Source organism: Acinetobacter sp. SWBY1, assembly GCF_002946595.1.
In the GTDB taxonomy this organism is placed as follows: domain Bacteria; phylum Pseudomonadota; class Gammaproteobacteria; order Pseudomonadales; family Moraxellaceae; genus Acinetobacter; species Acinetobacter towneri.
Genome location: NZ_CP026616.1, coordinates 1731796 through 1743925, shown reverse-complemented (window position 1 = coordinate 1743925; position 12130 = coordinate 1731796). Strand labels below are relative to the sequence as shown.

Annotated in this window: 10 protein-coding genes and 2 tRNA genes; 5 read left to right on the top strand and 7 right to left on the bottom strand. The window is 42.4% G+C overall.

Translation table 11 applies throughout. The annotated features are described in order from the left end of the window. Nucleotides 1–96: 96 nt before the first annotated feature. Both C3Y93_RS08375 and C3Y93_RS08370 read right to left on the bottom strand, forming a co-directional pair. The gene (locus C3Y93_RS08375; protein WP_004974423.1) at nt 97–984 is read right to left on the bottom strand and encodes an SDR family NAD(P)-dependent oxidoreductase; all 888 of its coding nucleotides are present in this window, start codon (nt 982–984) and stop codon (nt 97–99) included. Between the two features lie 307 nt (nt 985–1291). Beyond that, complete coding sequence (locus tag C3Y93_RS08370) at nt 1292–2569, bottom strand: O-acetylhomoserine aminocarboxypropyltransferase/cysteine synthase family protein (RefSeq protein ID WP_004974425.1); 1278 nt, start codon at nt 2567–2569, stop codon at nt 1292–1294. Between the two features lie 281 nt (nt 2570–2850). Between C3Y93_RS08370 and ettA the strand changes: the two genes are divergently transcribed. Beyond that, nucleotides 2851–4512 (top strand): energy-dependent translational throttle protein EttA, encoded by a 1662-nt coding sequence (gene ettA, locus C3Y93_RS08365; protein ID WP_104852660.1) that lies wholly within the window; start codon nt 2851–2853, stop codon nt 4510–4512. Nucleotides 4513–4640: 128 nt separating this feature from the next. Here the strand turns inward: ettA and C3Y93_RS08360 are convergent, their stop codons facing one another. From C3Y93_RS08360 to C3Y93_RS08340, 5 genes are all read right to left on the bottom strand, one after another. Continuing rightward, nucleotides 4641–4982 carry a hypothetical protein gene (locus tag C3Y93_RS08360; protein ID WP_004974430.1) on the bottom strand — a complete coding sequence of 114 codons (342 nt, stop codon included), beginning with the start codon at nt 4980–4982 and terminating at the stop codon, nt 4641–4643. Between the two features lie 154 nt (nt 4983–5136). Beyond that, nucleotides 5137–5212 (bottom strand) — tRNA-Glu (locus C3Y93_RS08355). 36 nt (nt 5213–5248) lie between these two features. Further along, a tRNA-Ala gene (locus C3Y93_RS08350) sits at nt 5249–5324 on the bottom strand. 57 nt (nt 5325–5381) lie between these two features. Further along, complete coding sequence (gene gltX / locus C3Y93_RS08345; protein WP_096901292.1) at nt 5382–6890, bottom strand: glutamate--tRNA ligase; 1509 nt, start codon at nt 6888–6890, stop codon at nt 5382–5384. A gap of 141 nt (nt 6891–7031) precedes the next feature. After that, nucleotides 7032–7319 carry a hypothetical protein gene (locus C3Y93_RS08340; protein WP_004974433.1) on the bottom strand — a complete coding sequence of 96 codons (288 nt, stop codon included), beginning with the start codon at nt 7317–7319 and terminating at the stop codon, nt 7032–7034. 504 nt (nt 7320–7823) lie between these two features. Between C3Y93_RS08340 and C3Y93_RS08335 the strand changes: the two genes are divergently transcribed. From C3Y93_RS08335 to ftsI, 4 genes are all read left to right on the top strand, one after another. Further along, the gene (locus tag C3Y93_RS08335; protein ID WP_096901291.1) at nt 7824–8837 is read left to right on the top strand and encodes a sulfate ABC transporter substrate-binding protein; all 1014 of its coding nucleotides are present in this window, start codon (nt 7824–7826) and stop codon (nt 8835–8837) included. Nucleotides 8838–9034: 197 nt separating this feature from the next. Beyond that, the gene (gene rsmH / locus C3Y93_RS08330) at nt 9035–9946 is read left to right on the top strand and encodes a 16S rRNA (cytosine(1402)-N(4))-methyltransferase RsmH (protein ID WP_096901290.1); all 912 of its coding nucleotides are present in this window, start codon (nt 9035–9037) and stop codon (nt 9944–9946) included. Between the two features lie 11 nt (nt 9947–9957). Next, the gene (ftsL, locus tag C3Y93_RS08325; RefSeq protein WP_104852659.1) at nt 9958–10287 is read left to right on the top strand and encodes a cell division protein FtsL; all 330 of its coding nucleotides are present in this window, start codon (nt 9958–9960) and stop codon (nt 10285–10287) included. A gap of 12 nt (nt 10288–10299) precedes the next feature. After that, on the top strand, nt 10300–12123 hold the full coding sequence (gene ftsI / locus C3Y93_RS08320; RefSeq protein WP_104852658.1) for a penicillin-binding protein PBP3: 1824 nt from the start codon (nt 10300–10302) through the stop codon (nt 12121–12123). The last annotated feature ends 7 nt before the right edge of the window (nt 12124–12130 follow it).

The following is a 12130-nucleotide window of genomic DNA, read 5'->3' as shown; positions in this document are numbered from 1 at the left end:
AGTGATGTTGTATTGTTGTGCGCTGTTCAACCTAAGCTGTAAAAACAAATAGGCGACCCGTAGGTCGCCTAAAGCAAAACTTGAATTGTGTATAAATTACCAGTGTTCACCTGGGAACAAGCGCGCATACGCTTTTTGTACCCAGTTCAGTTTTTGCTGCTCGCCCACAGAAGCGGTAGAGCTTGGGAATAAGTTATAACCAATCGACATGAGTTTGTTGTTAATGTCTGGTGCAATCGCATAAGTGATTGAAGCCAAACGACCCAAATGTGTCGCAATTTTCTTCGGACGTTTCACAATCGCATAAGCAATTAAATCTGCCGCTTGCTCAGGTGAAAGGGTGGGCACGTACTTATAAATTTTGGTTGGTGCGATCATTGGGGTACGAACCAATGGCATATACACCGAAGTAATCGCAATTTTGTGTGTATGCGCTTCTGCAGATAGACAGCGACTAAACGCATCCAATGCGGCTTTAGATGCCACATAAGCCGAGAAACGCGTTGCGTTGGCTAATACACCAATCGAGCTGATGTTGATGATGTGACCATCTTTACGGTGCATCATCTGCGGCAAAATATTGAGTACCAAACGCACAGCACCAAAATAGTTGAGCTGCATGGTACGTTCAAAGTCGTGGAAACGATCAACCGACTCATGTACTGCACGACGGATTGAGCGGCCTGCGTTGTTAATTAAAATATCAATATGATCGACAGAGGCAAGAATTTGTTGCGATACAGCATCAATAGAGTCCATATCGTTTAGATCACAAGGGAAAACTGAAGCCTTGCCACCACGTGCTTCAATTTCAGCTTTGACTTGTTCGAGCGTTTCCTGAGTACGTGCCACCAAAAGCACATGCGCACCTGCATCGGCTAGCTTATGTGCCACGGTTAAACCAATACCACTCGATGCACCTGTAATAAGGGCAACTTTACCATTTACACGCTGTTGAAAAAGTTTCTCTAATTTTGGCTTCACGCTAATATTCCTGATTTAGATTCCTGAGTTGTCATTTTTATTGAGATTGACGATTCAAATTTCAGACTGAATTTGAACTGTTTTACTTGGCTTTATGATAGCCGATTGCACAAAAAAAGCTATGGAATAAGTGGTTGAATTTAAAAATGAATTTAGAGTAATTGCTCTATTTTTGTGAGCTGTATATCTTTATTTTTATCATGAAATAAAGCTAATGCAAAGACATACAAAGAAAAATTAAAATAAAAAAGCATCCTGTTAAAATTAATCAGCAGGATGCCAGTACAAAGTTTGAACTGATGAGTTTTTATACGGCTGCTAAAGCTTGCTCTAAATCGGCAATTAAGTCATCGGCATGTTCAATCCCGATGGATAAACGCACCATATCTTCACTCACACCAGCCGCTTTGAGTTCATCTGCACTCAACTGACGGTGAGTGGTGGTTGCAGGGTGGCAAGCCAGACTCTTGGCATCGCCAATATTGACCAAGCGTGTGAATAATTGCAGTGCATCAATAAAGCGGGTTCCGCCTTCACGGCCATCTTGCACACCAAAAGACAGAATTGCAGAAGGTTTGCCTTTCACATATTTTTGTGCCAACGCATGTTGCGGGTGATCTTTCAAACCTGCGTAATTGACCCATTTCACTTTTGGATGTGCCTGTAAATATTCCGCTACTTTTTGCGCGTTTTCAGTATGGCGTTCCATACGCAGGCTTAAGGTTTCTAAACCTTGTAAAATTAGGAATACGTTATGCGGGCTAATCGCTGCACCTGTATTGCGTAGTGGTACTACACGTGCACGTGCAATAAATGCTGCAGCGCCTAAGGCTTCTACATAGTTCACACCATGGTAACTTGGGTCAGGTGTATTTAAGGCTTTAAAACGCTCAGGATATTTGCCCCAAGGGAATTTACCGCTATCGACAATAATGCCGCCAATAGACGTACCGTGACCACCAATATATTTGGTCAGTGAGTGAATGATGATGTCTGCGCCAAAATCAAATGATTTTTGCAAGACAGGCGTGGCTACAGTGTTATCCACCACCACTGGAATGCCGTATTCGTGCGCAATTTTCGCAATCGCTTCAAGGTCAATAATATTGCCCAATGGGTTACCAATGGATTCTACAAAGACCAGTTTGGTTTTGTCATCAATCAGGTCGCGTAAGCTTTCAGGCTGTTGATAATCGAAGAAACGTACTTCAATGCCTTGTTTAGGCAAGGTGTGGGCAAATAAGTTGTAAGTACCGCCGTATAAAGTTGATACTGAAGCAATGTTATCGCCTGCTTCGGTAATGGTCTGAATTGCGTAGGTAATTGCAGCCATACCCGATGCTAAAGCCAATGCGCCAATCCCGCCTTCAAGTGCTGCAACACGTTGCTCCAATACTGCAGTGGTTGGGTTCATAATACGGGTGTAAATATTGCCTTGTACTTTTAAATCAAATAAATCGGCACCATGTTGCGTATTATCAAAGGCATAAGAAGTGGTTTGGTAAATAGGCACAGCCACGGCTTTGGTGGTTGGTTCTGGGCTATAGCCTGCATGAATGGCCAAAGTTTCGTCTTTATAGGTCATGTTTACTTCATCTTCGTGAGTTAAATTGGCTTGAGTCTAGCATTTTTAAATATGAAAGAAAGTGTAAAAATGCTGCATTATATAGCTGTAAATTTGATATAGCAGGCAAAAAGTCCTGTGCTTATCCGCTGATCGCTAGAGTTGTAACAAAGCATGCAAGATGTTTGTGGTGTCTTATTTTTTCTCCGTATTCAGGTATAATACCCGATTATTTTTTCGCTCATTAGAGCAGGGGCTGCTCATCTGAGCCCCAGATTTGGTTTTCTATTGAGGAGTCCTACGTGGCCCAATATATTTATACGATGAACCGAGTGTCGAAAATGGTTCCGCCTAAGCGCGAAATCTTGAAAGACATCTCCTTATCATTTTTCCCAGGTGCGAAAATTGGTGTGCTTGGTTTAAACGGTGCAGGTAAATCGACTTTGCTCCGTATTATGGCGGGCGTAGATAAAGATTTCTCTGGTGAAGCTCGTGCACAGCCAGGCATCAAAATTGGTTATCTTGAGCAAGAACCACCACTAGACCCGAGCAAAGATGTACGCGGCAACGTGGAAGATGGTGTGCGTGAAGCTTTAGATGCTTTAGAGCGTTTAGACCAAGTTTTTGCAGAATATGCAGATCCAGATGCAGATTTCGACAAACTTGCAAAAGAGCAAGAGAAGTTAGAAGCGATTATCCAAACTTGGGATGCACACAACCTGAACAATCAGCTTGAACAAGCAGCGGCAGCATTAAATTTGCCAGCTTGGGATGCTGATGTTAACAAATTATCGGGTGGTGAGCGTCGTCGTGTGGCTTTATGCCGTTTGTTATTGTCTAAACCAGACATGCTGCTTCTAGACGAGCCGACGAACCACTTGGATGCAGAATCTGTATCTTGGTTAGAGCGTTTCTTAAAAGACTTCCCGGGTACGATTGTGGCAATTACCCACGACCGTTACTTCTTGGATAACGTTGCAGAATGGATTTTAGAACTTGACCGTGGACATGGTATTCCATATCAAGGTAACTACTCTTCATGGTTAGAGCAGAAAAATAACCGTTTAGAGCAAGAACAGAAGCAAGAAGAATCTTTTGCTAAAGCCTTGAAAAAAGAATTGGAATGGGTACGTTCCAATGCGAAAGGCCAGCAAAAGAAAAACAAAGCGCGTATGGAGCGTTTTGAAGAGCTTAACTCGCGTGAATTCCAACAGCGTAACGAAACTTCTGAAATTTATATTCCACCTGGCCCACGTTTAGGGAACAAAGTGGTAGAAGTGGAAAACATCAGCAAGTCATTTGGTGATCGCTTACTTTACGAAAACCTTTCCTTTACTGTGCCGCCTGCAGCGATTGTGGGGATTGTCGGTCCAAACGGTGCGGGTAAAACGACTTTATTCCGTATGATGACTGGCGAGCAGCAACCTGATACGGGCAGCGTGACTTTAGGTGACTCGGTAAAAGTGGCTTATGTCGGTCAGATTCGTGATACTCTAGATGATGACAAAACTGTTTGGGAAGAAGTTTCTGGCGGTTTAGACATTTTGAAAGTGGGCGATTATGAAATTGCATCGCGTGCTTATATTGGTCGCTTTAACTTTAAAGGTCAGGATCAGCAAAAACGTGTTGGTGAATTGTCGGGTGGTGAGCGTAACCGTTTACAACTGGCAAAAATTCTACAGCAGGGCTCAAACGTGATCTTGCTGGATGAGCCATCAAACGACTTGGATATTGAAACTTTACGTGCACTGGAAGATGCAATTTTAGTCTTCCCAGGTACAGTGATGGTGGTATCGCACGACCGTTGGTTCCTAGACCGTATTGCAACGCACATCTTGTCATTCGAAGATGAGCAACCAGAATTCTTTACAGGTAACTATACTGAGTTTGAAGAATATCGCCGTAAGAAATATGGTGATGATCTGGCAACCAAACGTAGCAAATACCGTAAAATTGGCGCTTAAGTCTAAAAACTTGAGTTCTCATTAAAAAAACCAGCCGAGAAGGCTGGTTTTTTTATATTTGCTCGATGATGTGGTCTTGTGATCAACCTAGCAACATTTTTCTTAATCTAGATGTAGACCAGTGAGGTTTAAACTTCCCACTCATGTGCACATTCACGGCACTTCCATTTTTTTTGTGACTGCATAAAGGCTTGCATAGAAATTTTGAAATCAGGCAAATCACGATAAAACAAGAAACCTGCAATTACACACAGCACAAATACCGCCACAGTAATGCTTTGTAAGGTTGTGCCTGCACCATCACCAAAAATCCACATGGCGATACTGATCAAGACAAGAAGTAATAAGACAAATACCGCTGGAATAAGCATCACCAAGCTTTTTGGCACCACAGGACGCGGTGTTGTTTGACCTGCCTGCGCAACAGGCATGATTTTTGGGCTTTGACATTTAGGGCATCGGTATTGCATTACAACTCCAAAATTCTAATCTGATCGTTATTCTAACCAAATGTACGGCAAATCAAAAACAGTCTGTCAGAAAACAGGGCAATAAAAAAGCCCAAGTCATTGCTTGAGCTTTATTATAAGATGAAGATAAGTGAATCTATATTCATCTTGAATATGGCGTCCCTACGGGGATTCGAACCCCGGTTACCGCCGTGAAAGGGCGATGTCCTAGGCCTCTAGACGATAGGGACTTGATGAGGCAACACAGGTAAAGCCTTATTTAAACTTGGTGGAGTCAAGCGGGATCGAACCGCTGACCTCTACAATGCCATTGTAGCGCTCTACCAACTGAGCTATGACCCCAGTCTGTGTGAGCGCAATATTAGGGCTATTGCGCGCACACGTCAACAAAAAAATGAATTAAGCTGGATCAATTGCATCATTTTTCGGCAATTTGATGCTTTCATTCAGTTTTTCCCAGACTTTAACTTCTTTTTTGCTTGGTCCGCCAACCACTTCTAAGGCATGACGCAAACGCGCAAAGGTCAGGTCAGGACCAATGGTGACCATGGTTTGCATCACAGGTGTAGATGCGGTTGAACCTGCAATTGCAATAAAGAACGCAGGCATGAAATCACGCAATTTGATTTCCATTTGGTTGGCTAAATCCATTAGGGTTTGGCTCACCGTGTCGTTGTTCCAAGTAAATAGACTTTCTAAACGCCAAATTGCAAATTGTAGGCTTTGACGCACTTGTTCTTCAGACAGTTTTTTACTTTCAAACTGTTCCTTGCTCAAGCTTGGGAAATGGTTGAAGTAATGTGCAGACCAATTGACCGCTTCTGAGAGTAAATTAATACGCGGTTGAATCGCGGCAGCAATCTCTTCCAATTTGGCACGATCTGCTTTCCAAGCCAATAAGGTATCTAACAGCTCAGCAGGTGAAAGCGCTTTAATCCATTGACCATTCAGCCAATTGAGTTTTTCCACATCAAAGATAGGGCCGCCTAGTGAAACACGTTGAATATCAAAGTGTTCAATCATTTCGGCTAAGGTGAATTTTTCACTTTCATCTGGCATTGACCAACCCATGCGACCTAAATAGTTCAGCAAAGCTTCAGGTAATACGCCAATGTCTTTGTAGTAGTTGATTGAAGTTGGGTTTTTACGTTTAGATAATTTTGATTTGTCTGGGTTACGCAACAATGGCATGTGGCATAACACAGGCATATCCCAACCAAAATATTGATAAAGCAATTGGTGTTTCGGTGCCGATGGAATCCATTCTTCACCACGAATCACGTGAGTGATTTGCATCAAATGGTCATCGACCACGTTGGCCAAATGGTAAGTTGGCAAGCCATCTGTTTTCAGCAAAATTTGCATATCGACTTGCGCCCATGGAATTTCCACTTCACCGCGCAGCATGTCATTAAATTTACATACGCCTTCGGTTGGCACTTTCATACGAATAACATGCGCTTCGCCTGCCGCTAAACGACGCTGCACTTCATCTGCAGACAAGTTTAAACCACGACCATCGTAGCGCGGGCTTTCACCACGTGCTTGTTGTTCTGCACGCATTTGATCGAGTTCTTCGCTAGTAGCGAAGCAATAGAAAGCATGCCCTTGTTCAACCAATTGCAAGGCGTATTGCTTATAAATATCCATACGTTCAGATTGGCGATACGGTGCATGTGGGCCGCCGATATCTGGACCTTCTGCCCAATTTAAGCCTAACCAACGCAATGAATCCAAAATCATTTTTTCAGATTCAGGGGTTGAGCGCAGTTGGTCAGTATCTTCAATACGAAGAATAAATTCACCACCGTGTTGTTTGGCAAAACATAAGTTAAACAAGGCGATATACGCTGTTCCCACGTGCGGGAAACCAGTAGGAGAAGGCGCGATACGAGTACGAACAGTCATAAGCAAGAATTAATTCAAAATGTAAATTGCAACCATTATAACGAAAAAGCCCAAGTACTTAATGTTAAATTCAACATTCTGTACTTGGGCGTTTCAACTGCATTTGAAAAGGGGATCAAAGGCAGTGAGTTTGATGCAGACTTATGAGTTACCTTGCGGGAATAAGGCTTGTACGAAACGGCTAAAACGCTGATTTTGCAAGGCAAAGAAATTTTGAGTTGGGGCAAGATTAATTGAAGTCAGCACTTTTAAATCATTATTCGATTCAAACTTTTGCTTGTCTGCCTGTTTTTGCTGGGTAATGGCTTTTTCAATTAAAGAGCCTTTTGCCTCAGTTAAATTGGTTTTGCTTTCAGCAGATTTGATCACTGCACTGTGACCGACTGTACTTAAGCTGAGTAATACTGCGAACATGAGTTTAGATTTCATTTTGATTCCCCCTTTCCTTTATGAGTGAACTCACAATTTATAAATTGTTTTAATCACTTTAATATTTAATCACAAAAATCATAACAAAAGTAGATTTGCGTCACACTCTTAATAAGATCTTTATCATCATTTACTCACTATATACCGATTTTTCAGATGATCTTTGATTTAGAACATGTTGTAACAAACAACTGTGGAGATATCGTGAAGATTGTTACAAAAGTCACAATAAAATAGTTTTGAAGCGGGTTTGATTGCTGTGATGTCGCTTATTTTACCGTTGAGTCTAAAAACGGATCAAAGTTTTATTCACTTTTTATATATCTAATCCATAAAAAGGTATAAATTTGGAATAAACGCCGCATCTTGAATTAAATTGATTAAAAACAATTAATTAAAGCTAAATTATTTGAATTTAATCATTTTTTGCATGTTTTTTACAAATTGCGCAGCGCCTGAGCATTGCATATATTGAGCGACAGATTAAAGGTGATGTGTGCTGTAATGAAAACTCAATTGAAAGCTTTATTGGCTGCTGCGCTATTGGCAACAGGTTTTGCTGCAACGACTGCTCAGGCTGCAGATCGTCAGTTTTTAAATGTATCGTATGATGCGACCCGCGAATTTTATGATGAATTTAACAAGTCGTTTGGTCAGTACTGGAAAAAACGTACAGGTTTAGACGTCAACTTTAAACAATCACATGGTGGTTCAGGCAAGCAAGCGCGTTCTGTGGTCGATGGTTTAAAGGGCGATGTCGTAACTTTGGCATTGGCGAATGACATTGAAGAAATTGTAAAGTCAGGTCAAATCCAAGCAGGTTGGCAAAAAGAATTTCCTCATAACTCTGCGCCTTATACCTCGACCATCGTCTTTATGGTGCGTAAAGGCAATCCGAAAAACATTAAAGACTGGAATGACTTAACCAAACCAGGCGTACAAATTATTACCCCTAACCCGAAAACAGGTGGTTTGCCACGTTGGGTGTATTTATCGGCTTGGGGTTATGCAGAAAAGCAGCCGGGCGGCTCTAAGGCCAAAGCGCAAGAATTTGTGGGCAAGATGTACCACAATGTAAAAGTGATGGATTCGGCAGCACGTGCGTCGATGACTACATTTGCTGAACGTGGCATTGGTGATGTGTTGTTGACTTGGGAAAATGAAGCCCTTGTAACTTTAAAAACCTTAGGCAAAGACAAGTTTGATATTGTTTATCCATCTATTTCTATTTTGACTGAACCTTCGGTGGCAATCGTAGACCGCACAGTAGAAAAAAATGGCAATAAATGGTTAGCGACAGGCTATATCAACTATTTATATTCACCTTTAGGTCAGGAAATGGCGGCTAAGCATTTCTACCGTCCACGTAATGAAAAAGTCCTTGCAAAATATGCAGCACAATTCCCGAAATTAAAAACCTTCACGATTGATGAAGTGTTCGGTGGCTGGGAAAATGCACAAAAAACACATTTTGTGAATGGTGCGATTTTCGACCAAATTTATAATACTAAGCGTTAAACAGATATCCATTTTCGGCTAATCTTTTATTGGATTGGCACACAAAAAAATCTCTACGGAGATTTTTTTGTGCTTTAAAAAAGTCAAAAACGGTTTTCCCTATGGAAAGTAATATTTATCTACAAAAAGACGTTTGGAGCTTTGCCAAAACAAGGTAATAATGTGCAGTTACATTTTAGCTGTATTGATTGAACCTTATGTCGCATATTTCTGTATTACTTCATGAAACTGTTGATGCCGTGTTGGCAGATCGCAATACAGGAATTTATGTCGATGCCACCTTTGGACGAGGTGGACACACGCGTTTGTTGTTATCCAAATTGGATGCGCAGGCGCGAGTTTATGCCTTTGATAAAGATCCACAAGCTTTGGCCGTGGCAGCAGAATTGGGACAGCAAGATTCGCGATTTCAAATTATTCATGCCAGTTTTGCTGATATGCAGCAAGCGTTGAATGATTTGGGCGTCACTCAGGTCGATGGTGTGATGGCCGATTTAGGCGTGTCGTCACCACAGCTAGATCAGGCAGAACGCGGTTTTAGCTTTATGAAAGACGGCCCGCTTGATATGCGTATGGACAATTCACAAGGCCCGACTGCAGCAGAATGGCTGGTGGATATTGAAGAAGAAGCCTTAGCCAATGTGATTTTTCAATATGGTGAAGAACGTTATAGCCGCCGTATTGCCAAAGCCATTAAACAGGCGGGTTATATTGAAACCACCGCACAATTGGCTGAAATTGTAAAAGTTGCCCATCCGAAGTGGGAAAAAAACAAACACGCTGCAACGCGTACTTTTCAGGCAATTCGTATTGCGATTAATAAAGAATTAGAAGATATTGAAAACTTCTTACCGCAGGCGGTTGAGGTATTAAAACCCGAAGGTCGTTTGGCGGTAATTAGCTTCCACTCTTTGGAAGATCGTTTAATTAAACAGTTTATTCAAAAAGAATCGAGCCTGCCTGAAGATTCAGGTTGGGGCTTGCCACAACAGCAACAAGATACACGTCGATTGAAAAAAATCTCACGTGTGCGTGCCAGTGATGAAGAAGTCAAAGCCAATCCACGCTCACGCAGCGCATGGCTACGTGTTGCAGAACGATTAGCTTGAAAAGGCCAATAATGAAAACTGAAACCGTTGAAAAAAATCAATCTCAAGTGCGACTGAAAAAAATGGTCGCCTATTTTATTTTATTGGCGCTGGTATTTATCAGCGCGATTATGGTGGTGTTTCAAGTGTTTGAATATCGCCATGATTATCGTGAGCTGAGTTCTTATATGCGCGAGCGAGATGACTTAAATGCCGAATGGGGGCGTTTGTTAATTGAACAGCAGACCTTTGGTGCAACTGCACAAATTGGCACCCGTGCGGTGACGCAACTGCGTATGTATTCACCGCCCGCACCGCAAACTGTGGTGATTTCTTTGCCTACAACCTCAGAACAACAATAAGGCGAGTTGCACATGGTCGATACGCGTAAAAAGCAAACCCGAAAGAAACAGCAATCGGTAACTGGAAAAAATGCCATTCATGTAGAAATGTGGCGTTTTTACTTAATGTGGGCTGTGGTACTGCTGGTGTTCGTGGCACTGGTGGGACGTGCTTTTTATGTGCAAATTGTGAACCATGACTTTTTACAAAACAAAGCCAATGCCAATATTTTAAGAACAGAAAAGCTCAAAGCTATGCGCGGGGTGATTTATGATCGCCACGGTGTGCCTTTGGCAATTAGTACCCCTGTAATGAAAGTGGTGATTGATCCACGTGATTATTTTGACAATAAAAAACTGTTTGAAGAAATTACAGCCGAGTTGGAAAAAAATCCGACCAGTCGTAAATTGCAGCGTCAATTGCCAGATAAAAACTTGAATTTAGATGAACTTGCCGATGCAGTTGGGATGGATCGCCAAGAACTGAAAAATAAAATGAACGAGCGTCCGCGTTCACGTTATTTGGTTTTACAAAAAGAAGTGCCGCCGCAACAGGCAGAGCTGATTCTAAAACGTAATTTCCAAGGGGTATATACCGAGAAAAACTATAAGCGTTATTACCCGCAGCCACAGCCGAATGCACAAATTATTGGTTTGACCAATAGTGAAGGCACAGGCATTGAAGGCTTGGAAATGCAGCTAAATACCCGCTTGGCAGGCGTGGATGGCGAACAGCAAATCGTGCGCGATAAAAAGGGTAACCGTGTCAAAGACCCAGAAGTGGTGAGAGAGGTTGAACCGGGCGAAAATATTACCCTGAGTATCGACTCACGTTTGCAATACATTATGTATCGTGAATTGACTGCAGCAGGGGTGGCAAATAATGCCCGTTCAGCCACAGCAATTGCGGTAGATGTGAAAACGGGTGAAATTTTGGCGATGACCAGTTGGCCGTCGTATAACCCGAATGACAAAAAAAGTTTGTCCAATAAAGATGCCATGCGTAACCGTGGTGCGGTGGATTCTTTTGAACCGGGTTCGACCATGAAGCCTATGACGGTGGCAATGGCACTGGAAAGTGGCAAATATTCACCGAATACCGTGGTCAATTTAAGTGGTGGTTCAATGCGGGTGGGTAATCACACCATTCGTGATACCCACATTTATGGCTCACTGACTTTGGCGGGAATTATCCAAAAATCGTCAAACGTGGGTGTGGCGAAAATTGCTTTATCTTTACCGTATGCAACCTTACCGACTTTTTATAAGCGTTTAGGGTTTGGTGCGCGTTCTGCAGTGAAATTTCCGGGTGAAAGTGCAGGTTTAATTTTGCCGCCAAGCAAGTGGAATGTGTCGGAAGTGGCGACCATGTCTTATGGTTATGGTTTGAACGCCACTGTGCTGCAATTGGCAGATGCCTATGCCATGCTTGCCAATAAAGGCGTAAAAATGCCGCTGAGTTTATACAAATTAGAAGAACAGCCTAAAGGCGAACAAATTGTTGATGCTAAAATTGCCGATCAAGTTCTACTGATGATGGAAGCCGTAACGTTACCCGGTGGTACGGCACGTCAAGCCAATATTCCAGGCTATCGGGTTGCAGGTAAATCGGGAACAGCGCATAAACTTCGCGCAGACCGCAAAGGCTATTCACAGACTGAATATCGTGCCTTGTTTGCTGGGGTTGCACCGGTCAGTGATCCGCGTTTAGCCATGGTGGTCGTGGTGGAAAATCCAACAGGACAGTATTATGGTGGTTTGGTGGCAGCGCCTGTATTTGCTCGTGTGATGCAAGAATCTTTACGTTTAATGAACGTACCTTTAGATAAACCTTTAGAAACTCCCAACATCCAATAACAGGTGA

What these genes read in the sequence shown, in the direction of transcription:
- C3Y93_RS08370 (WP_004974425.1), bottom strand. Translation starts at nt 2,569, where the DNA reads ATGACCTATAAAGACGAAACTTTGGCCATTCATGCAGGCTATAGCCCA.
- gltX (WP_096901292.1), bottom strand. Translation starts at nt 6,890, where the DNA reads ATGACTGTTCGTACTCGTATCGCGCCTTCTCCTACTGGTTTCCCGCAC.
- ftsI (WP_104852658.1), top strand. Translation starts at nt 10,300, where the DNA reads ATGGTCGATACGCGTAAAAAGCAAACCCGAAAGAAACAGCAATCGGTA.
- ftsL (WP_104852659.1), top strand. Translation starts at nt 9,958, where the DNA reads ATGAAAACTGAAACCGTTGAAAAAAATCAATCTCAAGTGCGACTGAAA.
- C3Y93_RS08335 (WP_096901291.1), top strand. Translation starts at nt 7,824, where the DNA reads ATGAAAACTCAATTGAAAGCTTTATTGGCTGCTGCGCTATTGGCAACA.
- rsmH (WP_096901290.1), top strand. Translation starts at nt 9,035, where the DNA reads ATGTCGCATATTTCTGTATTACTTCATGAAACTGTTGATGCCGTGTTG.
- C3Y93_RS08360 (WP_004974430.1), bottom strand. Translation starts at nt 4,982, where the DNA reads ATGCAATACCGATGCCCTAAATGTCAAAGCCCAAAAATCATGCCTGTT.
- C3Y93_RS08340 (WP_004974433.1), bottom strand. Translation starts at nt 7,319, where the DNA reads ATGAAATCTAAACTCATGTTCGCAGTATTACTCAGCTTAAGTACAGTC.